Consider the following 22,867-nt stretch of genomic DNA (forward strand, 5'->3'; position numbering starts at 1 on the left):
TGACTCGTTGGTCCTTGAGTAGGTCACACCGGGGGGGCGGGGGCCCCCCCCCGCCGCGCCCCCTCTCGGTGTGGGGACGGATTAGGCGGCGGCTTCCTCACACCCGGACAACCACGCGTCCAGGTCCGAACGGCGCACGCGAAGCTGTCCGTTGGGGAGCTTGATCAGACGGGGGCCCTGAGCGCGGGCGCGCATCCGGTAGAAGGCGGCTCGACTCATGCCGAGTTCGGTCAGCACCTCGGGGAGCTTGAGCATCTGCGGGCGTGCCATGGCGGTGCACTCCTTGAGTGAAGTGGCTTGGGGCCTCTTGGCCCCCTTCTGGAGAGTCCGCTACATCCGCTACGCCGCTACATCGCAGGTCAGCGGCGGGTTTTGTGTAGCGGGAAGGTTGGGTGTAGCGGCTACGGCCCGCTCGCGGTGGCCCCGGGTGGGACTTCCGGGGCGTGGCGGCGTAGCCGCTACACCGGGAGGTGCCGCTACGGGAAGAGGGGGTCTGAGCTGGGCTGTAGCGGCGTAGCGGATGTAGCGCCGTCCTGGGGCGGGGCCTGGGGCGGGCAGTAGCGCGTCCACGCGTCGTGGAGGTCGTCGGCGAAGAAGCCCTTGAGGATGCCGCCGGCCGTGCGGATGTTGCGGGAGACGATGCGGGTGTTGTCGCCGGTCATGTACTCGCCAAGCATCTTGGACAGGCGCCGGTTGTCCAGCGGCTTGCCGTGAAGGTCCGCCCACGGGGCGTCTTCGAGGGCGTTGAGCCGGTCGAGGATGGCGACGGTGGGGAGCTTGTCCACGCCGATCAGGACGTGGTCCCGCAGGTCGGTGAGCAGCCGGATGCCGAGCGAGCCCTTGTCGTCGGTCTGCGACGCCTTGACCAGTTCCGCGCAGGCGGCGCGGGCGCGCTCGGGCCAGTCGCCCCCGGCGGCGTCGGCGATGGCGAGCAGGGGTTCCCACACGTCGGCCGGCCGGTCGGTGACCCCGTCGGGCATGACCGGGCGGGCGCCGCCGACGCGGTCGCGGACCTGGTCGGCCCACTTGGCGAGCCGGTCGCGGATGGCGTGGCCCTGCTTCTCGTGGTCGCCGATCCGGTAGGGCTCGACCTTCTCGTTCCTGGCCCGGCGGCGCATCCGGATGATGACGGAGCGGGTCAGGATCGTGTCCGGGAGTGAGCCGAGACCGGCGACGGCGACGGCGCAGTACGAGGGGAAGCCGACCACGGTCTGGTTGGAGCCGTCCCCCACGCACCGGTACATGAGCCGTCCCCGGCGGTGTCCGGCGTTCAGGAAGCCCCGGAGCTGCTCGTTGTCCCCGGCCTTCGGCCCGAACACGGTGTCGATCTCATCGAAGATGATCGTGGGCCGCTCTCCGTCCACCCCGGACACGGCCCGGAACAGGGCGGAGGGTGAGGCGTCGACGGCGGCCATGCTGTTGGGCACCAGGGTCTCGATGACCTCCAGCGCGCGGGACTTGCCCGAGCCGGGTTCCGGGGAGAGGAACGCGATGCGGGGCGTGGAGTCGAACGCGTCGATCAGGTGGGCGTGCGCGTCCCACAGGGCGACGGCGACATACCCGGCCTCGCGGGGGAAGACGTTGAACCGGCGGTGGAACTGCTCGACTTCGGCGAGCAGGGCGGCGCCGTCGATGGGCTGCACGCTCATGCGGCAGTCCTCCCTTCGGTGAGCGGGACCACGGCCCCGTTGCAGGCGGTCTTGTGGGCGGTGTACTCGGGGACCAGAGCCGCCACGGAGTTCGCCCCGGTGGCGGTGCCGGTCTGGCCGCAGGCGCAGGCGTACGCGGCCGTGGGGGTGCCGTCGGTGCGGGTGGACCAGCGGGCGCCGTCGTAGTGCGAGCGGTAGACCGGAGCCGCGTGGATGCGGATGCCGGGCTGGTCCGGTGTCGGGTCGCTGGGGTTCGGGAGAAGGGCAGAAGGGACGCCTTCGGCGACGACCTTCGAGGCGCCCACGGCCCGCAGGTGCCGGGGCTGCTCGGCGACGGCGGGGCGGTCGGTGGTCGGGGTGTTGCTTTTCAGAGGGGGGTTGGGGTGGTCGCTCATGCCGTCTCCCGGGGTCGGGCGTTACGGATGGACCAGTTCAGAGCGCTGCGCAGGGTCGAGCGGCACTCGTAGGGCTTCAGGCCGGCCGCCTCTCCAGCGCTCTGAAAAGCGTCCTCAACCGTGTGCCGGTCGAGGTCGCCCCATGCGACGAAGCGCCCGACGGCGCGGGCGGCCCGGAACAACTCGGCCTCCCTGCCGCCCTCCACGGCCGTGGCGACGGCGGCGGTCTCGCGCTCCAGCACCACGTCGGCGTACCGGCTCGTCCGGCTCGGCATGGACAGCAGTACCGGCCGTGCGGGCTTCTGAGGGGGCGTCAGAGCCTCCAGGAGCCACGCGGGCAGCTCAGCAACCGGGAGAGCGTCCACGACGTCGTACGAGCCGCTGGGGACGATGGAGCCGGGGGCGACGACGTAGCCGCCCCACGCCCGGGTGTCGACCTTCCGGGCGAGCGTGCCCGCCGTCGACCGCAGCCGAACACCGTCCGGGGCGGTGAAGTACAGGTGCCCTCCCCCGCTCGCGGTCCGCACCCGGTAGGTCGCCGGGACGGCCTGCCCGGCGCGCTCGCAGAGCGCCTGCAAGGAAGTCACGCCGTCAGGCGTTCCTTTCACGTCCTTCGGCTTGAGCGTGTCGAGGTCCACCACGAGCAGCCCGGCAGGGCCGGTCGCGACGCCGACGTTGTACGGCCGCATCGTCCACGCGGCGCGGATCAGGTCAGGGTCGAGGGTGGCGCGCTGCTCGGGCACGAGGTGCCCGCCCGCGCACCGCCCGGTGCCGGGGCAGGACGCCTCGGGGTGTCCGGCGGGCCGCTTGTCGCCGGGGCGTAACGGGAACACGGGCCAGCCGCGTTCGGCGGCGTCCAGTGCTGCGCGGAGCAGCGCGGGACGGTGGTCATGCGTCATGCTGGTGTTCTCCAGTCCTCTCGAAGTGGTGCTGGATAGCGAGAGCGGCCCCGGTCTTGGCGGACTTGCGGGGGCCGCTCTCGGCGTTCATGGCGACCGCAACCGGAATAACTGGTTGCGGTCGGTCAGGGAGGCGCGGGTACCCCCTGCCGGATGCCTTGTGGAGGGGGTTTTCGCAGGTGGAGGCGGGGTGCCTCCCTGCCTCCCTGAGAGATCGTTTGTGCAGGTCAGGGCCAGGGATGCGGGTCAGGGAGGGGTTCAGGGAGTTCTCCCTGCCTCCCTGAGGGTTCGGGGGTTGGTTCCCTGTCACATCTGGGCGGAAGTGGAACCGTCGGTGGGGCGGTTGGCGAGGGCGCGGGCGACACGTTCGCGGCCCACGACCATGCGGCCGTCCGACTTGTACGGCTCCGCGCCAGCGTCCTCCAACACCCGCTTGAGGTCCCCGGGCGTCCACGTGCCGTAAGCCTTGTCGCTGAGCGCGGAGAGCCGCTTGAGGACGTCGGCCGTCAGCACCCGGGAGGTGTCGCCGAGGACGCTGTAGATGTCGGCGAGCGCGTCGCGCTCCTCGCCCGGGTCGACGATGTGCAGGGTGGTGACCCCGTCGCGCAGGGCCTTGGCCCGCTCGGCGATGACGCCGGCGGTGTCGGTGTCGATGTAGTGGGTGCGGACCGTGATGGAGGCCTGTCCGGCGGGGATCTTGATGCCGTCCGAGGCGACCACGACGGTGCCTTTGTCGAGCCCGGGGCGGAGCAGGTTCGGCGCGGCGCCGCCGTCGACGGCCTTGTCTCCCAGTGCCATGCGGGCCTGGGAGTCGGTGCCGAGCGCGAGGGACGCGCGGGTGTGGGCGCCCTCGCGGACCAGCTTGGGAAGGTTCTGGTCGGTCGGGTCCTGCGTCCCCTGCCACAGAGTCACGTTCACCGCCCGGCCCTGGTTGTGAATCTTCCGGGCGGCCATGAAGTACCGGGACGTGGCCTTGGACCCGCCGTACTGGCGCTTCTCGCCGTCGACGGCCGGGCACATGAACGCGACCTGCGCCTCATCCACCAGCACGACCAGCGGCGGGAACGTCGTTCCGGGCGGGGCCTGAAGACGACGCTCCATCTCCGTGACCCCACCTTCGAGCATCTCGGTGGCCTCGATGACATGCTCGTCGGTCGGGCCCTGGATCAGGACCGTGGCGAGCCCGTCGAACATGGCCCAGTCCCCGGCGCCCTTCAGGTCCGCCACCCGGAACTCCACCATGCGGTCCAGCGCCAGCCACAACGCCAGCGCACGCAGCGCGGCGGTCTTGCCCTGGTTCGACAGGCCGGTGATGAGCAGGTGGCGCTGATACAGGCTCAGGGTCGCCGCGTCGCCGCGCAGGTCCTGGCCCCACGGGGCGCGGCCCTTGGTGTAGTCGGCGGTCATCGTCTCGTCCGTGACCAACGGCGACGGGCCGATGGGCTCGTCCAGCGCCCCGGAGTCCGCGATCCACAGGCGGACGGTGCGGGCGGCGGTCGGCAGGGTGATGAACACCTCGTGCTCGTGCCGCGCGAGGTTCTCCGCGAGCTTCCGGCGGCGGCCCTGCACTTCCGCCGTCGACACTCCGGACGGGAGCGTGACGTCGACCTCGACACCGCATCCCGCGATCCGGATCGGCCCGAGCATCGCAGCACCCGCGTCGCCCATCTCCTTGATGGCGTTCCGCAACGGCGCCACCCCCAGGTCTCGCAGCGCGGTCACGACGATGGACGGGGTGATCGGCGCCCCCGCGTCATCCGCGCGGGCGCTCGTGGGGAGGGCCCACTGCGGTGCGGCGCCCCGGTGCCGACCGACCGCCCACACCCCCGCCAGCGCCAGCCACGGACCGACCGCGACCAGCGGCCCCCACAGGATCGTCACGAGGGTGACAAGCAGCCGGATCAGTTCCACCAGCGCCATGAGCGGGGTGAAGACGTCGCCCGCGTCCTTGTTCGCTATGGCCAGCGCGACCCCGATCGCGATCAGCGCGCCGAGTCCGCCGCCGACACCGTAGGCGGCGCCCTTCACGAGCTTCTCCGGGGCCATGAGGAGATCCATGCGCCGCCGGTGGCGCTGCTCGCGGAAGCGGCTCAGCCGCTCCTCCCAGTCGCCCGCGGCTTCGTAGTTGCCCGCCGCTTCGGCCGCGCGGAGCAGCCGTTCGTAGCGGGCACCCGTGCGGCCGTCCCACGCCCGGCGGGTGACGATCCTCGTCCCGCCGACGACGTACGAGCCGTGCCGGACCACGGCCCGGCCGGTGCCCTTGGTGCGGTCGTGGGTCGCCACGCGGACGACTGCGCGGCCGGTGCGCTTCCACACCCGGACCGGCTTCACCGGTACGGGCATCACCGCGACGGGCGCGGCCGGGGTGGTGGTCGGGGTGGTGGGGTCTTCGGTCTGGGGGTCTTTGAACAGGGGGATGACGTTCTCGGTCATGCTGGTCTTCTCCTGCTGCTCGAATGGGTGGCGGTGCAGGGCCCGGGGCGGCCCGATTCCTTGGCCGGGACGGCCGCCCCGGGACACAGCTACTTCTTGCGCTTGTCCTCTTCGCGCTCGGCGCGCTTGCGGGCCCGGTCGAGGATCCGGTCGACCTTGCGTTCCAGGTCGCTGCGGTCGACGGTCTCGCTCGCGAGGCAGCGCTTCGCCATCCGGGCGACCAGGAGCGCGACCCGGGCGTGCTCGCCTGCGGTGAGCTTGGGGTAGTTGGGGTCGGGCGCCGCCATCAGTTGGCCTCGTCGTTCCGCTCGGTGGCCTCGATGATCGCGGCGTGGTCGAACGCGAGCGGCGGCAGGTCGCACAGGGGCCACCACTCGGCGCGGGTCGCGTCGTCGCCGGCCTCGACGATCGTTCCGGGGATGACGGTCAGGTGGTAGGCGACGGTGATGTACCGGCCGCGCGGGTCACGGCCGGGTTCGTCGAACACGCCGACCTGGGTCAGCTCCTGCGGCGCCGCGTACACGCCGGCCTCTTCGGCGAGCTCACGGGCAGCGGCGGCCCGGCTCGTCTCGCCGGGGTCGACGTGGCCACCGGGCAGCGCCCACTGCCCCTTGAAGGGGTCCCAGCCACGCTCGATCAGCAGGACGTACCCGTCGGTCCTGGTGACGACGACATCTGCGGTGTAGCGAATGGTCTCGAACGTCTCGGTCATGTTCTCTGTCCTTCGTTGGATGGGGGACGCCAGAGGCGCATTCAGCTCGGCGGCCTCGACGATCGCGGCGGCGGTGGCGAGCTGCGCCCACACGGCCGCCTGCTCGACGACGGTGGGGTCGAGGTCGAGCGGGTGCTGACTGGTCAGGAGGTGTTCGGCGCGGGCGCGGTAGTCGTTGCTGGTCACAGCGGCGGGGTCCCTTCCGGGCCGGTCTGTCCGGCTCCCCTCACCGCCCGAGCCGGTCGGGCGGATCGGGCAGCCGTCAGGCGGGCCGCAGTTCGTGGCTGTGGCACAGGACCGGGGCGATCCAGGGGCTGATCCGGTCGACGGTCCACCGCCCGTCCGTGAGTGGCCCCGGGGGCACCTCGTCGAGGATGCGGCCGGTCTTGCCGACCGCGCGCGGGTCGTCCTCACAGGCGACGATCAGAACGGTCTGTCCAGCGCGGAACATGGTCACCGCCCCTTCCGGCGGGCCTTGCGCACCGTCTCGGCCGCAGCCTTGCCATCCGGGCCACCGACCGACTTCACGACGGTGACGACGCCCCAGGCGAGGCAGACGGCAAGGAACGCGAGGATCGCGAGGTTGGCCGCGATGGCTGTCAGCGCACCGACGAGCAGCGGGCCGAAGTAGACCCCGGCCGCGACCGCGCCGGCACCCACCCCGGAACCCAGCGCGATCCGCTGGACGGTCCGGTCGGGCGGCGCGTGGTGAATGTGCTGGTGGACCACCTGGGGTGCGGCGGTCGGCTTGTGGATGGCGGGCAGTTGGTCGGCGTAGGCGTAGGTGCCGTCCGCCAGCCGCACCAAGGGTGCGGGCTCGGGCAGGTTGCTCACGGCTGTGTCCTCTCTGACTGCGGCTCGGGGTAGGCGCAAGGGGTGCACATGCCGAGCGAGACCGGGATGCGGTACCCGGCATCCCGGCGGCAGTTCGGGCAGATGCGGCGGGCCGCGTTCGCCCTCGCCAGCGCGGCTCGCTTCGGTTCGGTCATGGGGCGTACGGGCTTGGCCTGGTCGATCCGGTACAGGTAGGCGACCAGCGGGCCGCGCCGGCGGCGGGGGCGTTCGAGCTGTGCCACGACCGGCTGACCCCCGGGGCGGAGGCCACGGGCCCGAAGTTGCCGGAACGTGGCCAACCCCACGGGGGCGAGGCGCCACGGGTACACGGGGAGGGTGCCCATCAGCCGACCGCGACCGGCTCAGGCGCCGGTACGGCGGTCCGCTCGGCCCGCAGGGTCTCGCGCAGCATCCGCGCCTTGTCCGGGGACGTACGCAGAGCCTTGCGGATACCCTCGGCCGTCAACTGCTCGACCGACCACGACTCCGTCAACTGCCGCGCCTCAGCCAGCAGTTCATCGACCGTGCGGCGCGGGCGGGTCGATCGCGCGACGTCCGGAACCCGACCGGTCGCCCGACGCGGAACCGACTGCTCAGCCGCGACCGCACGAACACCGACCCGATCGGTCGACTCCCCATCGAGCGGAGAATCGACCTCCTCGTGCCCGTCGACGGGGACCGGTCCGGCCAGCGCGGGTACCGGCTCCGGGGCGGGTTCGGCCAGGCCAGAGGTAGACCGTTCCGTGTCGATCTGAGTCGATTTCTCCGTATTCGCGGGGTCGATCGGTCGATGGTGCAGGACCTTGGCGACCAGATCGGAGCCGAAGTAGATCGACCCGACCGGCAGGCTCGTGGCGAGCAGGACGAGCAGCCAGTTGACCGGGTCCCAGTCGGCCAGCCGGGTCCAGTCGACCGACTCGCCGTGGAGCTCCGGCACGAGACCGTGCACGAAGTTGAGGACGAGCGAGGCGGCGGTGTAGGCGGCCAGGACCCGCAGCGCGAACCGCTTGTCCGCCCGATCGGTCAGGACCAGGGTGGCGACCAGGGCCAGGGCCATCAGGCCGTCGACCACGAACGGGTAGAGCCTCGCGCCCGTCTCGTCCGCGCCGACCGCAGTGGCCACGTCCCGCAGCGCGTTCCAAGAGACGCGGAACGCCATACCGACCACGGCGACCAGAGCGAGGACTAGCAGCGTCTTACCGGCCCGGTTCACGCCGCCTCACCCGAACCGAGGCGGTTCGTGAGGTCACGGCGAGCCGCCATGACCCGGTTACGGGCCCGGCGGATACGCCGCTCGTCCAGCACGGTGGCCGGCCGGTCGATCGTCATGATCTCCGCGTCGAGCAGGTCGACCTCCGCCCGGATCAGCGGCATCTCCTGCTCGATCGCGTCCAACTCCGCGTCCGACGGCTCACCGTCGAACGGGGTGGCCGTAACAACGGCCTGAAGTGCAGCGATGGACTTCATTGGGTGTGTTCCTCTCAGACAGGAACGGCCCGGAACGACCCCCCGGTGCTCCAACACCGGGGGGTCTCGCCGTTGGAACCATCCGGCTCCCCTCGGCCCCGCCCGTACGAGACGGGCGGAGGAGGCAACCGGCCGCAGCGATGCACTGCGAGTAGTTGGGTGCGCGGACCTGTGCCGCGCCGGCCGCCTTGTTGTGCCTAAGGACAGGCGGCGAACCCTCATCACGCTGTTCAGTTCTCAAGGAACGACCGCTTCCTTCAAAGCCGTTTCACGGACTCCTCCAGGCGGCACATGCCCTGACCTGCGTCGATGAGGACGCAGCTCACCCGTTCAGCCTGACTTACTTGGCTAGCCCGGTGGGCACGAGAACAACGTAGCCAGCTTGGCTAGTCACGTCAACACTTGGCTATCCAAGCTGTCCAGATAGTCAGGTTGGCCGTAGCATCGAGGCATGAACTTCGTGCTTGAGCCTCTGGACCCGGACGACGACCGACCGCCGTACGAGCAGGTGGCCCGCAGCCTGGGCGCGGCAATCCGCACCAGGAAGTTGGGGCCCGGGGAGAAGCTGCCGTCGCACGCGAAGCTGACGGAGCACTACGGATTCGCCCGCGCCACGATTCAGCGCGCGATCCGCGACCTGGAGGACGAAGGGCTCGTCGTCTCACGCAAGGGCAGCGGCGTCTTCGTTCGGAATCGGACAGAGCGGCCGGCGGGCCTCCGGCCCTACGTCGAGCAGGCATTCGCCAGTCGACACGTGACGATCGACTTCGCCGGGTTCTCCAGCGAGACCCTTCACGGGGCTCTGCAAGAGCCGCTCGACAAGATTCGTGTCGGACGGCTCACCCCCACGAGTATCCGAATCCGGATCCTCGTACCTGACATGGCCGTCCCTCAGGCAGCGCCTGTACGTCGAGAGGACTGCGCCGATGACCCGCGTCTACGAGCGCGAATGCACGACATCATGGCCAGCTACACCCGCAGCATCTCGGACTCGATAAGCGAGCTTGAACACCTGGGCCTTGTCCAGGAGAGCAGCGTCAGCGTCCGGGTCCACAGCGGCACGCAGTTCTTCAAGCTCTACGTGATCAACAAGGAAGACGCGTTTTTCGGCTACTACCCGATCCGGCCGAACAAGGTGGTCGCGCAAGGTGAAGTCATCGAGATTTTCGACCTCGTGGGCAAGGACACGATCCTGTTCCACCACTCCGTCAACGAGGGCGACTCGTCTAGCGGGGCGCAGCAGGTAGAGCAGGCACAGATGTGGTTCGACAGTGTGTGGGAGACGATCGGAAGGGACCGCAAGCCGGATGCGCTCTGACTCTCTGACGGGCCTGCTCGAACGATGCGATGCCGTGTTGTTCGACTTTGACGGTCCCATCTGCAACGTATTCCGGGGGGTCCCGGCCCCGGGCGTCGCCCGAGAGCTTTCGGACCTCCTCGCCGAACTCGCCCCGGGGTTTGAGCGTCAGGCGCGCGCCACGGACGATCCGATGGAAGTCCACCAGCTCTCGGCGCAGGCAGGGAAGAGCGTCCTGGCGGCCGTCGAGGCTGCGCTCACTGCGGCAGAGGTGAGGGCTGTTGCTGTCGCCGGGCTACCCACCGAGGGTGCCGTCGAAGCGATGAAGGCCGCAGGCGAGTCGGGAAGGCGCGTGGCGGTCGTGAGCAACAACTCGGCTGAGTGCGTGCGCGCCTACCTCGCGTCGAACGGCCTCCTTGGCGTCGTTGACGAGGTGGTCGGCCGCCCAGTCCTGAGGCCGGACCTCATGAAGCCGTCGCCTCATCCCCTGCTCGAAGCCGCCGCGCTCCTCGGCTCCACCCCAGAGCGGACCGTCCTCATCGGAGACTCCGTGTCCGATATCGAGGCGGCCCGAGCAGCGGCGGCGACGAGTATCGGCTTCGCCAACAAACCGGCGAAGGAGGCGGCTCTCGACGAGGCCGGCGCGGACGCGATTGTTCTCGACATGAGCGCCGTCGCGCGGGCACTCGCCGAACCGAGGCCCTGATGCCCTATGGGCCATGTGTGGGCCAGGAGCGGCGTGCGGCGCCACGGATTTAAGGAAGGCCCAGGTCAGAAGGGGAGTTGTCGCTGCACGCCAGTCGGTCTTGAAAACCGTCGTGGCAGCGATGTCACCGTGGGTTCAAATCCCACACCCACCGCATGTGAACGGCCCCTGACCAGGTAAATCGGTCAGGGGCCGTTCTCGTGCTCGCTGCCCGTACATCACCGCGGTTCCCTGCCGGTTCCCGCTAGATCGGGCACGGGAGGGGCACGGTCACCTTCTGATCCGTAGCTCTAGCGGGATCGGTCAGTGAGGCTCATACCGGCCGCGTCGAAGCCCCGGACGGACGCTATCGGGCGGGGTCGGTTGCTGTGGTCGCGGTACGCCGCTGCTGTACGCGATAGCCGAGAACCGCTGTCGCCAACGCGATGACGTTCGTCCAGACCGTGACCAGATCAACGGGCATGAACACGGAGATCACGACAATCACAAGCACCGTGACACCCCAGGGCAGGGGGGTGCGGTTTGACAGGCCCCGAGGGGCAAGGGTGAAACTCATAGTTGAGCCTCCAAGGTTCAGCGCCCACCCCTACCGCCAGGCCGGCAAGCTGCAGCGGTTCGGGTGGGCTTCTTTTTCGGCTGGGCACCGCCAAGGTGCCCTGCCCGCCACGGCGTGGCAGTGGCACTACTTCGTTACCGTCCGTAGTGCTGGGCAGATGGTTGCACGCGCCGTGACAGCATCCAAGCTGACTTTCCACAGCCCCTGTGCATAAGTGCCCATAAACCTGTGGGTAGTTGTCGGATTCCTGTGTACGAATCAGGGGACGCGACTGTGGACTCGTCAGCGACTGCGGCCGTTGACCTGCGACGACGCTTTTCACGTTCTGTGGATTAGAAAAAGATCTGTGGATGAACCAAGATCAGAACAATCAGCGCGGCCAGAGATCCCGGTTCGCGCTCTGCTCTGGCGGCCTGGTAGCCCTCAGTTGGCCACGAAAGGCCGAATGCGCCCCTTCCATCCATGGCCAGAACTGCCCTCTGCTGAGGGATGGAGGAGGTTTCGCGTAGAGCGGGTCCACTCGACGATGCGTGGGGCATGAGGCACGACAGCCCATGTGTCGCCGCCGAAGCTACTCCGACTGGGCCGTACCCCGACGCGACACGACCTTGTGAAACCGATCAAGGGGGTTGATCACGTGGCCTCGACGGCGTCGAATGCATCGCCGGCGAGTCTCCTGGGCGTCCTGGGTGCCGCGAGCCTCGTATTCGTCCTCGTCAAGGTTCGGGGTCAGCTCGGCGCTCTTCACGAACTCCGCCATCCTTACGTACTGATCCTCCAGCGTCAGGGATCGCTCCTGGGTCGGCCACCGGCCGAATCGCTTCTGAACCGCCGTCCTGCCAACACCGAATGCCGCTGCGATGCGACCCCACGAATAGCGCTGCGTGCGGGCCTCGGCTACCACGTCGCCAGCTACCCGCTTGGCCGCACCTTCTACGAGGGCCGCTGCCTCACACACGTTCATGCCCTCGGTTGAAACGCTGAGCAACCGGATCGCGAAGCGAACTGCTGCATCAGCAAGATCCTCGTGATCCATCACATCCCAAGGCTCGTGATGCCAAGCGGGATCTTCATAGGACACCCACGGCCATGGCCGAGTGGGGTCGAAGGTGGTGTTGGGCGGATTTCTGACCGATGGATTTTCCCCAGCTTCTGGGCTCATGCGTCCACTCTACGTGGACGCTTCATAGACAGAAAGCGCTTACCTGTCGGTGTGGTACGTCAACATGGAAACCGACGGCGGAGCTGGCCTCAACGAGTGACGGCTCCCTGCGCCAACAGGAAGCCGTCGATGGTGAAGAGCTTCAGACCAAGGAGGTCCTATGCCCGTACCCAGCATACGGCGGTGGTGCGCCGGGCTGCTTGATCGTCCCGCACGCCTCGCTCGACGCAATGCCAGGCATCTGCCAATGGCGGGCGTTGCTGTGGTGATCTTTGTTCTCGTACTTCTCTGGCCGACGATGGGCACACCTGCCGCCCTTGCATTGACGGTGATCACGCTTCGGCGTCGCGTCTAGGGCCTCGCCTCAACCCCTACCTTCCCCAACTCCCATCCCGTCTGCCGTCGACCCACACGTCAGTGGAGCGGGCGCGGTGCCGGGCGTCCAGGTGGAGCGCGCCACTGTACGAACGACCTGGACGCCCGGTGCCGTGTCTGCTCGGCTTGTCCTGGGTCGATGGCAGACGGGATGGGAGTTCCCCGCCTCAGCACCTCACCGGCCGGCACCTGCGTACGGTGCCCCCGCCATCCCGGAGCCTGAGGCCCCCGCCGGAGGCATGTCGGTGACCTTGGAATCGGCGGCCGTTGGGGCTCGACTCATGCCCTTGGGCCTATCCCGTCTTGCAGGGGCGGGCGTCGGCGCAGCGGGGGCGGAGCGGGCCGAAGGCAGGAGCGTCGCCCCGAGCGGAGCCGGGAAGCCCGCCCGGCGGAGCGGCAGCGCAGCCGGGTGCTTGATGAGGTAGAGAAACCTGTAACAGCTCCCCTATGGGCGGATGTACGCGATCGACGCGTCGTCGTGCTGCTTGCTTCGGGGCCATCGGCTGAGATCGGGGTCGGATCGCTCCGCTTCGCGGACTCGCCGGATCACGTCGTCGGGGCCGCTGCGGGTGAGTTGATCCAGACAGCCCCGCCAGTCCGTCGCGTGGAACGTGGCCACGAGTCGCGCCGCGCCGTCGGTCAGCAGTGCTGCGGCCTGGACATCGGATGAGCTCTCGACGCCGGTGAGAGCCTGGCTTGCTGCTGCCGGGTCGGCCGCTGCCACCCAGTACCCGCCGGGAGTGTTGCGCAGACTGCGTTCCTCACTGACGAGGGCCTGATGTGCCGCTCTCTGCGCTGCTGATCCAGGAGCCGTGGCTGCGAGAGCTTCGCGGGCTTGCGATGCCACGAGGGCAAGACGGTTGTCTGTCGCGGCCGTGACGATGCCGTTGCTGTCCACCAGGATCGTGCAGTCTCCCAGGACCAGCCATTCGAAGAGATCACGTCGCACCCGTGCCACGGCTACCGTCGCGGATGGCGAGAGTGGATCATCGACAGCGCAGGTGTCGCGGTGCAGATCAGCCGTGGACTCGATGGCATGGGAAAGGCAGTCCACGAGTGGAGCCTCCTGTCGGGCAGCCTCGGTGTGGAGGCGGGTGCCCAGCTCCTGTACGTACCAAGCGACTCCGTGCTTGCACCCGGACTCCATGCCCGGCGCCATGCCGGCACCGTCCACGACCACCATGGCGGCGGGGCTGGACAGGACGAAGTCCTCGTTAGCCCCATGGGGTCGCGCGCAACTGGCCTGGCGTACGAGCACGTTAGGTCGATTCGTGGATCAGGACATCGCTCAGGGCCCGGCTGCCGGTGATCGCCTTGGTGCCCGGCTCGTAGTCGGCGGCGACCACCATGGAGAACGGGGCGGTACCCGCCTCCTTGTAGACGCTGGCGATGTTCTCGGTCAGGAAGTGGGCAACACCCAACGAGCCCACGGCGTGAACGCCCGCGATCAGGAGGAATGTCCCCTGCCCGTCGGGCTTCGGCAGCCGACCGAGATAGGCGATGTCCGTCGGCGTCGGGTCTTCTGGGCTGTCGGTGGGCGAGGTGTGGACGGTGCCGCTGGCCCGCTCGATCAGAGCCCAACGCCCGTCCGGCAGAGTCTCGAAAGCCAAGTGCGGATCGTTGCCGAGGGCTTCAGCGGTGACAGGAGACGTCTTGGGTCCGCAGACGACGATGAGGTCGTCGCGGTTGAGGTCGATCTCGCCTGAGGTTGGGATGTAGCCCAGGTCTCCTTCGAGCTGGAGCTGATGTGCCAGTGCGAGCAGCTTCTGACCCGTGGAGCTGTCTTCGAGCGCCACGTAGTCCCGCTCTCCCGGACGCATCGGGACGAGTACCTGTACGTCCTGCGTGCCGAGGAACGCTCGCTCCGGCGGCGGGCCGGCGTCTCGGAGCTGGGCCACGCGTGCGCGGCTGACGCCCATCAGCTTCGCCACGTCCGCCATCGAGTGCCCGTGATCGCGAAGCCAAGCGATGCTCTCCTTGCGCATGCGTGAGGTCTCGACAACGGCGGCCTGGAGTTCCCCCATCAGGTCCACGGCGGCCTTCACGCGAAGCGCGTGATCTTGCATGGCGGCGACGCGTCGCACTTCGTCAATCACGGCGCACACCTCGCGGATACGGACGGGGAACTGTCTTCATACCCAACATGCTAAGGGGGGCTTGACACCTCGCACCAGTCGCGTGCATCTTAGGTGGTAACCCCCCCTTAGCGGAGCGGGGGTTCGACGCTCGGGCTGTTAAGCCCCCCTTACCGGGAGAGTGGAAATGCCGTCCTTCAAGATCGACCTTTCGACCGCCGTGGTGTTCGTCGCGACCGCCCCGACTCCGAAGCTCGTGAGCAAGCAGACCGGTGAGCGTGCCGTCGACCGGGAGACCGGTGCGGGTCTGTCCACGGTGGGCCTGCTGATCTCGGACGAGGGGGAGGGCAACCTCTACCAGGTCACGGTTCCGGAGACCGGTCTCCCGGCGGGCCTGACGCCCGGCATGCCGGTGTCGGTGATCGGCCTCAAGGCCCGGGACTGGGAGAACACGTTCAACGGCCAGGCCCGTCACGGCATCTCGTTCCGTGCGGTCGCCCTGACGGCCGGGGTCTGACCATGGTGGATGTGTCGACGTTATGGGAGGTCGGTCTCCCTCTGGCTGGTGCTGCCGGTGGACTCGGTTACGCGAAGGCTCGTGCGCCGCGTGTGTTCTGGTCGCTGGTCGGACTGCCGGTCGCGCAGGTGCGGTTCACGATGACGTATCACTCCACGATGGATGTGTGCGGGCTGACGGTTCAGCCGTCTCGCCTGCGGGCGTTCATGGTCCGCAGCGTTGCCCGCCGCAGTGACGTGCAGCCGGTTCCGCCGAAGGTCCGGCGGGTGCGGGGTTCGTCGACCGGGATGCGGGTCACGCTCCGCCTCCCTGCCGGTCTTGAGCCCGCCGACGTGGTCGCGGCCTCCGAGCGGCTGCGGCACGCCTGGGGTGTCCACTCGGTCAACGTGGTGGAGACCAAGCCGGGGTTCGTCGAGCTGCGGATGACCGGCTACGACGTTCTGCGGCGGGTGAAGATGCCGCGCCGCATTCCGTCGGGCCCGATGACGGTTCCGGTCGCGCTGCGGGAGGACGGCACTGCATTCGTACGGGACTACCTGAAGGTCCCGCACGCGCTGACGCTCGGCGCGAACCAGTCGGGGAAGTCCATGTACCAGCGCAATCTGATCGCCGGGCTCGCCCGGCTGCCGGTCGCTCTGGTCGGGATCGACTGCAAGCGTGGTGTTGAGCAGCGCGGATACGCGCCCCGGCTGTCGGCCTTCGCGACCACACCCGAGGAAGCCTCAGGGCTCCTGGATGCGCTGGTCGGCGAGATGGAGGCCCGCTTCGACCTGCTCAGCGAGTTCGGCGTCGCCGATGTGTGGGCTCTGCCCGAGCAGGTGCGGCCCGCGCCGGTCGTGCTCCTGGTGGACGAGGTCGCGGAGCTGTTCCTCATCGCAGCGAAGAAGGACGAGGACCGCCGGGACCGGATGGTGACGCAGATGATCCGTCTCGGGCAGCTGGCCCGTGTGGCCGGCATCTTCCTGGAGGTCTGCGGGCAGCGGTTCGGCTCCGACCTCGGCAAGGGCGCCACCACGCTTCGCGCGCAGCTCACCGGCCGCGTGGTCCACCGGGTCAACGACAAGCAGACCGCTGAAATGGGCCTGGCCGACATCGCCCCGGACGCTGTGGTGGCGGTGACGGCGATCCCTCCGGACCGGCCCGGTGTCGCGGTGGCCGGTGACTCCTCCGGCGGCTGGTCCCGCATCCGTACACCTGAGTTGAGCGCGGCCGACGCTGCCGCGACCTGTGCCCAGTACGCGCACCTGACGCCGGACCTTCCGGCCCTCGCCGCGTACCGGCCGTTGGCCCCCGCCCCCGCCGAGTCCGTCGAGCCGCCCGTGCCGCTCGTGAAGCCGATTCCGGCGACGGACTGACACCCCTTTCCCTCCCGGTCGGCGTGACCGTCTCGCGCCAGGTCCCTACCCCACCCATGCCTGAAACCGGAAAGGAGCACGCCCTGTGCAACGCGCCAATCAGGCGGCGATCCGCAAGGTCCAGCGAGCCGTTGATGCCGGCGACTTCACGAAGGCGCTCAGCATCGCTCGCGCCGCCTACCGCGCAGCACCGGATGACGCCGCACGTGAGGAACTTCTGCTCTTCCTCGGCCCCCGCGCCGCCAGCACGCCCGATGACCAATGACCGCCCGGAGGTGAAGACCATGGCGCGCTCTATCCGCCTCGACGCCGTGCTCATCCAGGCCGTCATCGCCGGGGCCCTGTCCTTCTCCCACCTGCACGACCTGGCACAGGCCGCCGGACAGGACGGCTGGAAGGCGTGGGCCTACCCGGTCAGTGTCGACCTGCTGCTGGTCGCCGCCTGGCGCCGGATGCGTACGGACGGGGGCAACCGCGATGCCTGGCTCTGGTTCGCCATCGCCCTCGTCGCTTCACTCGGCGCCAACGTCGCCACCGCCGGAATGCTCGACATGAACGACGTTCCCCCGTGGCTGCGCATCCTCGTCGCCGGGTGGCCCGCGCTCGCGTTCCTCGGCGGCACGCTCCTCGCCCACGCACACGCCCCCGTGCCAATGCGGGAACCGGAGCCCGTGGAGGAATCCGCGCCGGATCTGAGCGTGGGGCGCGCTCCGGAACCGGCGCCCGAGCTGCCGCCGGCCGATCCGTCCCCGCAGGAAGTAGGCCCGGATCCTGCCCCGTTGGCGCCCGCCGTCCCGGTTCCGCCCGCGCTGCTCGACCACGCCCGGAAGATCGCGGACGCCCACCACGCCCAGACCGGCGCTCCGATCGACGCGGCAACCCTCCGCGCCCGCCTCGGCCTGTCCGCCGCGCTGGCGGACTCGATCGCCCTCCAACTCGCCTGACACGAAAGGAGAAAGACCCATGCGCCCGAACCGCTTCCACAACGTGATCCGCATCGGCCCGGTGCAGGTCGGCACCCACCACGACGGCCGGGGCCGAACCAAGCACACCGCCGTGTGCACCGCCCCCGGCTGCGACTTCTCGGCCGACTACAACACCCGCGCCTCCGCCGAGCTCGCCGCCCGCACCCACCGCTGCAACCCGCGCTGACCCAAGGAGACCCTCTCGTGGACGTCCCGCTCTGGCTCGCCCTGATCGTCGTCGGCGCCCTCGGTATCAAGCTCATCCGCCCGCCCTGGTGGCTCGTCGTCGTGATCCTCCTCGGCGGCTTCCTCCTCGCCGACAGCTTCCTCGCCCCCGCCATCGACACCGCGATCACCAAGTAGGGAGACCCGCCATGTTCCGACCGCACGTCCCGGTCAACCCGCTCCCGACCGGCCTCGTCACCCCGCTCCCGACCGGCCTCGTCACCCCGCTCATCCAGCCCACCGCCCCCGCGACCGCCGTCGAGCCACTGGCCTGCCACCACGACCACACCCCGGCCCCGGTGCCGGTCGCCCAGGCCCGCTCCACGGTCCAGCTCACCCCCGGTAGCGCGGTCGCCCTCGCCGCCGGCGGTGGCGCGGTGGTCCTGGTCGTCGGCGCCGTCCTCGTCTCGATGCTCCTCGCGGTCGCCATCACCGCCGTCTCGGTCGCCGTGTGCGCCGTCGTCCTCAAGTCCCTGCTCAACCAGGAAAGGAACCGCTGACATGGGCTTCTTCAGTCGCAAGTCCGAGAGCACGCCGTCGAACCCGCAGATGGCCGAGCTGGGCCGCCAGTACGCCATCGCCAAGCGCCACGGAGACCGCAAGGCCATCGGCCGCATCAACCGCCAGCTCGGCACCAGCGGCATGAGCGATAGCGACCGGGCCTCCTTCGACCAGGGGCGCAACGCCTACGACGCCATCCCGCCCATCAAGCCGGTCCGCAACCGGCGCCGGGGCCGGTGACTGGCATGGACACCTACACGATCGCCGCCGCCGGGTTACCGGCCCTCGGCTGGGCCCTGCACGGCAGCATGCTCGCCCGCCGCCTGGCCACCGCCCGCCGAGACCCCCTGACCGGCCTGCACACCCGCGCCGGATGGACCGCCCGCGCCGAGCACCTCATGACCCGGCACGCCAACGCGCTCGTGGTCCTGGTCGACCTGGACGACTTCAAGGCCATCAACGACACCCACGGCCACGCCGCCGGGGACACCGTGCTCACCGAGACGGCAGACCGCCTCGCCGCCTGGTGCGGACGCCACGGCATCGCCGCCCGGCTCGGTGGGGACGAGTTCGCCGCCATCGTCACCGACCCCGACCACACCGCCGGCCTCGGTGCCCTCCAGGCCGTTCTGGATGAACCGGTCACTCGCCAGGGCCACACTCTGCGCGTCTCGGCCTCGGTCGGGCACTGCCACCGCGAACACCTGCCGGTCCCGGTCCTCACCGACGCCCTCTCGGCCGCCGACGCGTCGATGTACGCGGCCAAGGGCCACGGCAGGCGCAACACACGCTAAGCGGCCCCCGGAGCGGCCTCGGTCGCCAAACTTCCGCCGCCCCGGGCGCCTCAACCCCCTCCAGATCCAACGGACCCGAAAGGGAAAACCATGATGCCCCAGGCCCCGACCCCGCGCGTCTGCTCCCACTGCGACGGCTTCCCCGTCGTCCACATCACCACCGGCACCACCACCCCGGGCGGGAGCCGCCGCACGCTTCCCGCCAACTGCCCGGTCTGCAAGGGCACCGGCATCCGCACCACGTCGGCCGCGCTCGTGTCGGCAGGGCGGTGACCGGCATGAACCATCTGTCTATCTCTGGACACCTGACGCCGGAGACCCGCTGCCGTGTCACCCGCTTCCCCGACAGCTCCCGCCCCTTCGTCAGCCTCCGGGTCGAGGGCGAAGCGATCGAAGTCGCATTCCTCGCCTCTCCGGGCTCTGCCGAGTCCCTGCGTGCACTCGCAGCTGCCGCGACCGAAGCCGCCGTTGCTCTCGACACTCTCACCACGCACGGGAAGTGACCACGTTGACCGACGCCGCCACCGTGGCGGGCCTGGACCCGGCCACCCTGAGCGATCTGCTCCGGGTGGCCGGGTCTCCCGGCTTCGACCGCCTCACGGACCAACTCCGCCGCACCGGGGGATGCGCCGCACCCATCCGCCTCTCCGGTGGTACCAAGCTCCTCGACCCCGCCACGAAGACCGTGCTCCACGCGTACACCACCGACACCGAACCTGGCGGGGTCCTGCGGGTCGCCTGCGGCAACCGGCGTGCCTCCCGCTGCCCCGCCTGCGCCTGGACCTACGCAGGTGACACCTACCACCTGATCCGTGCCGGACTCGTCGGCAACCCCGACAAGGGCACCCCCGACACCATCCGCGACCACCCCCGCGTCTTCGCCACGCTGACCGCCCCGTCGTTCGGTCCGGTCCACAACCGGCCCGGCACGCGCCCGTGCCGCTGCGGGACGCACCACCAGGAGGACGCGCCCGAACTCGGAACCCCGCTCGACCCCGAGTCGTACGACTACGCGGGCGCGGTGCTGTGGAACAACCACGCCTCCGAGCTGTGGCGGTACTTCACGATCTACCTCCGCCGCGAGATCGCTCGTCGCGCCGGCCTCACGCAGAAGGCTGCTCGCGAGCAGTCCCGCGTCTCCTTCGGCAAGGTCGCCGAGTACCAGAAGCGCGGCGCCGTCCACTTTCACGCCGTCATTCGCTTCGACGGCCCCGACGGCCCCGACACCCCGCCCCCGGCCTGGGCCACCCTCGACCTCCTCACCGATGCCATCGGGGCCGCTGCCGCCCGCGTCCAAGTCACCGTGCCCGCCGCCCCCGAGTACGGCGTGGACCAGGACGTGGAGTTGGCATGGGGGAGTCAGCTCGATGTCCAGCCCATCGGTGCCTTCGGCCAGGGCGAGGAACTGACCGAGCAGGCCGTTGCCGCGTACGTCGCCAAGTACGCCACGAAGTCCGCCGAGACCACCGGGTCCGTCGACCACCGGGTGGGCAACAAGGAGGCCCTGATTCTTCTCGGCGTCCCGGACCACCCCCGGCGCCTCATGGAAGCCTGCATGGACCTCGATGCGGCGTACCCCGGCCGGCGCCTTCGAGCCTGGGCTCACATGCTCGGCTTCCGCGGCCACTTCTCCACCAAGTCCCGCCGTTACTCCACCACTCTCGGCGCCTTACGCCAGGTCCGTGCCGACTACCGCGCCACCCAGCAACGCGCATCCCTCGGCCTGCCCGACCCCGACGACAACCCCGAAGCCACCGTCCTCGTCGTCGCCCACTGGACCTACGCCGGCCACGGCTCCACCCCGGGTGAGTCCTGGCTCGCCGCCAACATCCGCCGCGACATCCAGCACCAACGCGAGCACGCCCGCGAGATCCGGGCCGAAATCGAAGCCAACGACATTCCGGGGGAGTGGTGACCATGGACCGACTGCTGAGCGTTAACCAAGTGGCCGAACTCCTTGGTACCACCGCCCGGTTCCCCCGGCGGCTCATCGAAGAGCGCCGGATCACCTTCGTCAAGGTCGGCCGACACGTCCGCATCCCTGAGAGCGCCGTCACGGCCTTCGTCATGGCCAACACCGTGGAGCCGATGACGCTTAGGCCTCTCGCCTTGAGGAGGGCTGCGTAGTGGCTCGTAAGCGGAAGGCCCGCCGTAGCTTCGGGCGCGTGCGCAAGCTGCCCTCGGGGCGCTACCAGGCTCGCTACCCCGGGCCGGACGGGCTCCTGAGGCCTGCTGACCGGACTTTCGCCACCTCGACCGACGCGGATCTGTGGCTCGCGAAGAAGCGCGTGGAGATCGAAGACGGCCGATGGATCGACCCGGCAGAGGGGGCGACCACTGTTCGGGACTGGTCGGCTCGTTGGCTTGCCGCTGTCGCTCCTCAGCTCAAGCACAAGACCCAGGCGACGTACCGGTCACTGATCAACTCCCGGATCAACCCGGCGCTCGGCGACCGGGAGCTGTCCAGCCTGCGGCCGATCACTGTGACTGAGTGGGTCGCGGACATGAAGGGCGCTGGACTCAGTTCCTCACGCATCCGGCAGGCGTACCGGGTGCTGTCGCAGGTCATGGCCTCGGCGGTCGACAACGACCTGATCGCGCAGACCCCCTGCCGTGGTGTGCGCCTTCCCCGGATGCCGCAGACCGAGCCGCACATCCTCACGCAGGTGGAGGCGTCGAGGATCGTCCGCTCGGCCGAGAAGCCGCATGACCTCCTGATCGCCCTTCTCGCGTTCGCGGGGCTCCGAGTCGGGGAGGCGTTCGCGCTCCGGCGCATGGACGTCGACGTCGCCGCCCGCCTCCTGGTCGTGGACGAGAACCTCGCGGAGGCGAACGGCACCTTGGTCTTCGACACCCCCAAGTCCCATCAGAAGCGTGTCCTGACGCTGGCACCCTCGCTCGCGAAGCGGCTCGGCGTCTACCTCGATGTGCTCCCGGGCGGTGACGAAGCGCTGCTGTTCACGAACCGGTCCGGCCGGCCACTGCGCTACAACCAGTGGCGCAAGGCGCACTTCGACCCTGCGGTCACTGCGGCTGGTCTGACCGACGTGACTCCGCATGACCTTCGGGCCTCGCACGGGACGTGGGTCGCTGATCGGTACGGCGTCATGACTGCCGCGCACCGCCTCGGCCACTCGAACGCCAGCGTGACCACCCGGCACTACGCCCGTCCTGTCGCCGGACGGGACGCCGAAGTGGCAACCGCCTCCGATGCCTGGTTGGAGGGGCACACGGATGCCGATAGGGCACGTAGAGGGCACGACGACGATGACGACGGCTCCGCTAGCGTCCCTGCACGCGTCTGACCTGCGACGGAGCGCTGACCGGCCTTGATCGCCGAAAGGTCTTGAAAACCGTCGTGGCGCGAGTCACCGTGGGTTCAAATCCCACACCCACCGCATGTGAACGGCCCCTGACCAGGATCGATGGTCGGGGGCCGTCGGCTTGTCCGGGCGGTCGGGGACCTAGGTTGTGGGCCGTGGTTCGGTCAGGCCGTCTTCTTGGCGGCCCGCTTGGTGGTCCTGGTCTTGGCGGTGCCGGTGCTCCGCGCCGACTTGGCGGGCGTGCTCCTCGGCTTTCGGGCGGCCGTCTTCTTCGTGGGGGCGCTCTTGGGTGTCCTGGCCGCCTCGGCCTTGGCGGGCGCCCCCTGCGACCGGGACCGGGCGGTCGACCACTTGAGTTCGATCTCCAGCTCGATCTCCCCGTCCTCGACCTCGATCTCCACCTCGCTCCGGAGGTCGTCGGGGATCCGCAGGCTCAGGCTCCCGAAGCCGAGTTCCAGTTCGGCCTCCCCGCCCTTCCGCAGCGCGTCCGCGAGCGCGGTGAGCTGGTCAGCCGCTTCGAGGCGCGACAGTGAGCGCTTCTGCTCCAGCTTGAGGTCCGTCATGGTGACTCCGGTCGGCAGAAACAGTGGGTCGAACCAAGTCTGCTGCCAGACATCGAGGCGGACA

The 22,867-nt window shown here is 69.5% G+C and carries 31 protein-coding genes and 1 tRNA gene; 16 read left to right on the forward strand and 16 right to left on the reverse strand.

What is annotated here, in order from left to right; genetic code table 11:
- Positions 1–81 precede the first annotated feature (81 nt).
- The 12 genes from ACFVZW_RS16085 to ACFVZW_RS16140 form a co-directional block, all read right to left on the reverse strand.
- On the reverse strand, positions 82–270 hold the full coding sequence (locus tag ACFVZW_RS16085) for a helix-turn-helix transcriptional regulator (RefSeq protein ID WP_384521501.1): 189 nt from the start codon (positions 268–270) through the stop codon (positions 82–84).
- A gap of 206 nt (positions 271–476) precedes the next feature.
- On the reverse strand, positions 477–1,649 hold the full coding sequence (locus ACFVZW_RS16090) for a DUF3631 domain-containing protein (protein WP_384521503.1): 1,173 nt from the start codon (positions 1,647–1,649) through the stop codon (positions 477–479).
- Positions 1,646–2,044, reverse strand: a complete 399-nt coding sequence (locus ACFVZW_RS16095; RefSeq protein ID WP_384521506.1) for a hypothetical protein — start codon at positions 2,042–2,044, stop codon at positions 1,646–1,648. Before ACFVZW_RS16095 ends, ACFVZW_RS16090 begins: the two co-directional genes overlap by 4 nt.
- Entirely contained in the window at positions 2,041–2,943 is a 903-nt protein-coding gene (locus tag ACFVZW_RS16100) for a bifunctional DNA primase/polymerase (RefSeq protein ID WP_384521508.1), read from the reverse strand. The genes ACFVZW_RS16095 and ACFVZW_RS16100 overlap by 4 nt, the downstream gene beginning before the upstream one ends.
- 306 nt (positions 2,944–3,249) lie before the next feature.
- Positions 3,250–5,376, reverse strand: a complete 2,127-nt coding sequence (locus ACFVZW_RS16105; RefSeq protein WP_384521511.1) for an ATP-binding protein — start codon at positions 5,374–5,376, stop codon at positions 3,250–3,252.
- A gap of 89 nt (positions 5,377–5,465) precedes the next feature.
- Positions 5,466–5,663: a DUF6257 family protein gene (locus tag ACFVZW_RS16110; RefSeq protein WP_384521514.1), complete on the reverse strand. Its 198-nt coding sequence runs from the start codon at positions 5,661–5,663 to the stop codon at positions 5,466–5,468.
- A complete protein-coding gene (locus tag ACFVZW_RS16115; protein ID WP_384521655.1) occupies positions 5,663–6,088 on the reverse strand; it encodes an NUDIX domain-containing protein in 426 nt (141 codons plus the stop codon). Before ACFVZW_RS16115 ends, ACFVZW_RS16110 begins: the two co-directional genes overlap by 1 nt.
- Before the next feature lie 262 nt (positions 6,089–6,350).
- On the reverse strand, positions 6,351–6,539 hold the full coding sequence (locus ACFVZW_RS16120; RefSeq protein WP_384521516.1) for a hypothetical protein: 189 nt from the start codon (positions 6,537–6,539) through the stop codon (positions 6,351–6,353).
- A 2-nt stretch (positions 6,540–6,541) separates the two neighbouring features.
- Complete coding sequence (locus ACFVZW_RS16125) at positions 6,542–6,922, reverse strand: DUF6251 family protein (protein ID WP_384521519.1); 381 nt, start codon at positions 6,920–6,922, stop codon at positions 6,542–6,544.
- The gene (locus ACFVZW_RS16130) at positions 6,919–7,266 is read right to left on the reverse strand and encodes an RRQRL motif-containing zinc-binding protein (protein ID WP_384521522.1); all 348 of its coding nucleotides are present in this window, start codon (positions 7,264–7,266) and stop codon (positions 6,919–6,921) included. Before ACFVZW_RS16130 ends, ACFVZW_RS16125 begins: the two co-directional genes overlap by 4 nt.
- Positions 7,266–8,135, reverse strand: coding sequence for a DUF2637 domain-containing protein (locus tag ACFVZW_RS16135; protein WP_384521524.1), 870 nt, complete (start codon positions 8,133–8,135; stop codon positions 7,266–7,268). The genes ACFVZW_RS16130 and ACFVZW_RS16135 overlap by 1 nt, the downstream gene beginning before the upstream one ends.
- On the reverse strand, positions 8,132–8,389 hold the full coding sequence (locus tag ACFVZW_RS16140) for a DUF6284 family protein (protein WP_384521527.1): 258 nt from the start codon (positions 8,387–8,389) through the stop codon (positions 8,132–8,134). Before ACFVZW_RS16140 ends, ACFVZW_RS16135 begins: the two co-directional genes overlap by 4 nt.
- A 451-nt stretch (positions 8,390–8,840) precedes the next feature.
- Here ACFVZW_RS16140 and ACFVZW_RS16145 point away from each other — a divergent pair, with 451 nt between their 5' ends.
- From ACFVZW_RS16145 to ACFVZW_RS16155, 3 genes are all read left to right on the forward strand, one after another.
- Positions 8,841–9,707 (forward strand): GntR family transcriptional regulator, encoded by an 867-nt coding sequence (locus ACFVZW_RS16145; RefSeq protein ID WP_384521530.1) that lies wholly within the window; start codon positions 8,841–8,843, stop codon positions 9,705–9,707.
- A gap of 34 nt (positions 9,708–9,741) precedes the next feature.
- A complete protein-coding gene (locus tag ACFVZW_RS16150; RefSeq protein WP_384521532.1) occupies positions 9,742–10,392 on the forward strand; it encodes an HAD family hydrolase in 651 nt (216 codons plus the stop codon).
- A 72-nt stretch (positions 10,393–10,464) separates the two neighbouring features.
- Positions 10,465–10,543, forward strand: a tRNA-OTHER gene (locus ACFVZW_RS16155).
- Positions 10,544–11,519: 976 nt separating this feature from the next.
- Here ACFVZW_RS16155 and ACFVZW_RS16160 read toward each other — a convergent pair.
- The 3 genes from ACFVZW_RS16160 to ACFVZW_RS16170 form a co-directional block, all read right to left on the reverse strand.
- Positions 11,520–12,110 carry a hypothetical protein gene (locus tag ACFVZW_RS16160; protein ID WP_384521534.1) on the reverse strand — a complete coding sequence of 197 codons (591 nt, stop codon included), beginning with the start codon at positions 12,108–12,110 and terminating at the stop codon, positions 11,520–11,522.
- Between the two features lie 820 nt (positions 12,111–12,930).
- Positions 12,931–13,668 (reverse strand): protein phosphatase 2C domain-containing protein, encoded by a 738-nt coding sequence (locus ACFVZW_RS16165; protein WP_384521537.1) that lies wholly within the window; start codon positions 13,666–13,668, stop codon positions 12,931–12,933.
- 76 nt (positions 13,669–13,744) lie between these two features.
- Positions 13,745–14,581: a sigma-70 family RNA polymerase sigma factor gene (locus ACFVZW_RS16170; RefSeq protein WP_384521539.1), complete on the reverse strand. Its 837-nt coding sequence runs from the start codon at positions 14,579–14,581 to the stop codon at positions 13,745–13,747.
- A 166-nt stretch (positions 14,582–14,747) separates the two neighbouring features.
- On the opposite strand from ACFVZW_RS16170, the gene ACFVZW_RS16175 reads away from it, so the two are divergent.
- The 13 genes from ACFVZW_RS16175 to ACFVZW_RS16235 all read left to right on the forward strand — a co-directional run bounded on the left by ACFVZW_RS16175 (position 14,748) and on the right by ACFVZW_RS16235 (position 22,222).
- Positions 14,748–15,077 carry a hypothetical protein gene (locus ACFVZW_RS16175; RefSeq protein WP_384521542.1) on the forward strand — a complete coding sequence of 110 codons (330 nt, stop codon included), beginning with the start codon at positions 14,748–14,750 and terminating at the stop codon, positions 15,075–15,077.
- 2 nt (positions 15,078–15,079) lie between these two features.
- Positions 15,080–16,432, forward strand: a complete 1,353-nt coding sequence (locus ACFVZW_RS16180; protein WP_384521545.1) for an FtsK/SpoIIIE domain-containing protein — start codon at positions 15,080–15,082, stop codon at positions 16,430–16,432.
- Between the two features lie 85 nt (positions 16,433–16,517).
- The gene (locus tag ACFVZW_RS16185) at positions 16,518–16,697 is read left to right on the forward strand and encodes a hypothetical protein (protein ID WP_384521547.1); all 180 of its coding nucleotides are present in this window, start codon (positions 16,518–16,520) and stop codon (positions 16,695–16,697) included.
- 19 nt (positions 16,698–16,716) lie between these two features.
- The gene (locus ACFVZW_RS16190) at positions 16,717–17,376 is read left to right on the forward strand and encodes a DUF2637 domain-containing protein (protein ID WP_384521550.1); all 660 of its coding nucleotides are present in this window, start codon (positions 16,717–16,719) and stop codon (positions 17,374–17,376) included.
- Between the two features lie 19 nt (positions 17,377–17,395).
- Entirely contained in the window at positions 17,396–17,584 is a 189-nt protein-coding gene (locus ACFVZW_RS16195; RefSeq protein WP_384521553.1) for a mobile element transfer protein, read from the forward strand.
- Between the two features lie 17 nt (positions 17,585–17,601).
- The gene (locus ACFVZW_RS16200) at positions 17,602–17,760 is read left to right on the forward strand and encodes a hypothetical protein (RefSeq protein ID WP_384521556.1); all 159 of its coding nucleotides are present in this window, start codon (positions 17,602–17,604) and stop codon (positions 17,758–17,760) included.
- 11 nt (positions 17,761–17,771) lie between these two features.
- The gene (locus ACFVZW_RS16205) at positions 17,772–18,122 is read left to right on the forward strand and encodes a SpdD-like protein (protein ID WP_384521560.1); all 351 of its coding nucleotides are present in this window, start codon (positions 17,772–17,774) and stop codon (positions 18,120–18,122) included.
- 1 nt (position 18,123) lies between these two features.
- On the forward strand, positions 18,124–18,363 hold the full coding sequence (locus ACFVZW_RS16210) for a hypothetical protein (protein ID WP_384521563.1): 240 nt from the start codon (positions 18,124–18,126) through the stop codon (positions 18,361–18,363).
- A gap of 5 nt (positions 18,364–18,368) precedes the next feature.
- The gene (locus ACFVZW_RS16215; protein WP_384521566.1) at positions 18,369–18,917 is read left to right on the forward strand and encodes a GGDEF domain-containing protein; all 549 of its coding nucleotides are present in this window, start codon (positions 18,369–18,371) and stop codon (positions 18,915–18,917) included.
- A gap of 90 nt (positions 18,918–19,007) precedes the next feature.
- The gene (locus ACFVZW_RS16220) at positions 19,008–19,190 is read left to right on the forward strand and encodes a hypothetical protein (protein ID WP_384521569.1); all 183 of its coding nucleotides are present in this window, start codon (positions 19,008–19,010) and stop codon (positions 19,188–19,190) included.
- 235 nt (positions 19,191–19,425) lie between these two features.
- Positions 19,426–20,832 carry a replication initiator protein RepSA gene (gene repSA / locus ACFVZW_RS16225; protein ID WP_384521657.1) on the forward strand — a complete coding sequence of 469 codons (1,407 nt, stop codon included), beginning with the start codon at positions 19,426–19,428 and terminating at the stop codon, positions 20,830–20,832.
- A gap of 2 nt (positions 20,833–20,834) precedes the next feature.
- Positions 20,835–21,044 carry an excisionase family DNA-binding protein gene (locus tag ACFVZW_RS16230; RefSeq protein WP_384521572.1) on the forward strand — a complete coding sequence of 70 codons (210 nt, stop codon included), beginning with the start codon at positions 20,835–20,837 and terminating at the stop codon, positions 21,042–21,044.
- Complete coding sequence (locus ACFVZW_RS16235) at positions 21,044–22,222, forward strand: tyrosine-type recombinase/integrase (protein WP_384521575.1); 1,179 nt, start codon at positions 21,044–21,046, stop codon at positions 22,220–22,222. The genes ACFVZW_RS16230 and ACFVZW_RS16235 overlap by 1 nt, the downstream gene beginning before the upstream one ends.
- Positions 22,223–22,404: 182 nt before the next feature.
- Here the strand turns inward: ACFVZW_RS16235 and ACFVZW_RS16240 are convergent, their stop codons facing one another.
- On the reverse strand, positions 22,405–22,803 hold the full coding sequence (locus ACFVZW_RS16240) for an amphi-Trp domain-containing protein (RefSeq protein WP_384521577.1): 399 nt from the start codon (positions 22,801–22,803) through the stop codon (positions 22,405–22,407).
- Positions 22,804–22,867 lie beyond the last annotated feature (64 nt).

This window comes from Streptomyces sp. NPDC059567 (genome assembly GCF_042735655.1).
Lineage (GTDB): Bacteria > Actinomycetota > Actinomycetes > Streptomycetales > Streptomycetaceae > Streptomyces.

Excerpts from the sequence above, each read along its gene's own strand:
- ACFVZW_RS16095 (WP_384521506.1), bottom strand. The coding sequence starts at position 2,044 with ATGAGCGACCACCCCAACCCCCCTCTGAAAAGCAACACCCCGACCACC.
- ACFVZW_RS16175 (WP_384521542.1), top strand. The coding sequence starts at position 14,748 with ATGCCGTCCTTCAAGATCGACCTTTCGACCGCCGTGGTGTTCGTCGCG.
- ACFVZW_RS16205 (WP_384521560.1), top strand. The coding sequence starts at position 17,772 with ATGTTCCGACCGCACGTCCCGGTCAACCCGCTCCCGACCGGCCTCGTC.
- ACFVZW_RS16090 (WP_384521503.1), bottom strand. The coding sequence starts at position 1,649 with ATGAGCGTGCAGCCCATCGACGGCGCCGCCCTGCTCGCCGAAGTCGAG.
- ACFVZW_RS16160 (WP_384521534.1), bottom strand. The coding sequence starts at position 12,110 with ATGAGCCCAGAAGCTGGGGAAAATCCATCGGTCAGAAATCCGCCCAAC.
- ACFVZW_RS16110 (WP_384521514.1), bottom strand. The coding sequence starts at position 5,663 with ATGGCGGCGCCCGACCCCAACTACCCCAAGCTCACCGCAGGCGAGCAC.
- ACFVZW_RS16105 (WP_384521511.1), bottom strand. The coding sequence starts at position 5,376 with ATGACCGAGAACGTCATCCCCCTGTTCAAAGACCCCCAGACCGAAGAC.
- ACFVZW_RS16220 (WP_384521569.1), top strand. The coding sequence starts at position 19,008 with ATGATGCCCCAGGCCCCGACCCCGCGCGTCTGCTCCCACTGCGACGGC.
- ACFVZW_RS16215 (WP_384521566.1), top strand. The coding sequence starts at position 18,369 with ATGGACACCTACACGATCGCCGCCGCCGGGTTACCGGCCCTCGGCTGG.
- ACFVZW_RS16100 (WP_384521508.1), bottom strand. The coding sequence starts at position 2,943 with ATGACGCATGACCACCGTCCCGCGCTGCTCCGCGCAGCACTGGACGCC.
- ACFVZW_RS16085 (WP_384521501.1), bottom strand. The coding sequence starts at position 270 with ATGGCACGCCCGCAGATGCTCAAGCTCCCCGAGGTGCTGACCGAACTC.
- ACFVZW_RS16115 (WP_384521655.1), bottom strand. The coding sequence starts at position 6,088 with ATGACCGAGACGTTCGAGACCATTCGCTACACCGCAGATGTCGTCGTC.
- ACFVZW_RS16140 (WP_384521527.1), bottom strand. The coding sequence starts at position 8,389 with ATGAAGTCCATCGCTGCACTTCAGGCCGTTGTTACGGCCACCCCGTTC.
- ACFVZW_RS16230 (WP_384521572.1), top strand. The coding sequence starts at position 20,835 with ATGGACCGACTGCTGAGCGTTAACCAAGTGGCCGAACTCCTTGGTACC.
- ACFVZW_RS16120 (WP_384521516.1), bottom strand. The coding sequence starts at position 6,539 with ATGTTCCGCGCTGGACAGACCGTTCTGATCGTCGCCTGTGAGGACGAC.
- ACFVZW_RS16195 (WP_384521553.1), top strand. The coding sequence starts at position 17,396 with ATGCGCCCGAACCGCTTCCACAACGTGATCCGCATCGGCCCGGTGCAG.
- ACFVZW_RS16240 (WP_384521577.1), bottom strand. The coding sequence starts at position 22,803 with ATGACGGACCTCAAGCTGGAGCAGAAGCGCTCACTGTCGCGCCTCGAA.
- ACFVZW_RS16190 (WP_384521550.1), top strand. The coding sequence starts at position 16,717 with ATGGCGCGCTCTATCCGCCTCGACGCCGTGCTCATCCAGGCCGTCATC.
- ACFVZW_RS16180 (WP_384521545.1), top strand. The coding sequence starts at position 15,080 with ATGGTGGATGTGTCGACGTTATGGGAGGTCGGTCTCCCTCTGGCTGGT.
- ACFVZW_RS16210 (WP_384521563.1), top strand. The coding sequence starts at position 18,124 with ATGGGCTTCTTCAGTCGCAAGTCCGAGAGCACGCCGTCGAACCCGCAG.
- ACFVZW_RS16145 (WP_384521530.1), top strand. The coding sequence starts at position 8,841 with ATGAACTTCGTGCTTGAGCCTCTGGACCCGGACGACGACCGACCGCCG.
- ACFVZW_RS16165 (WP_384521537.1), bottom strand. The coding sequence starts at position 13,668 with ATGGTGGTCGTGGACGGTGCCGGCATGGCGCCGGGCATGGAGTCCGGG.
- ACFVZW_RS16130 (WP_384521522.1), bottom strand. The coding sequence starts at position 7,266 with ATGGGCACCCTCCCCGTGTACCCGTGGCGCCTCGCCCCCGTGGGGTTG.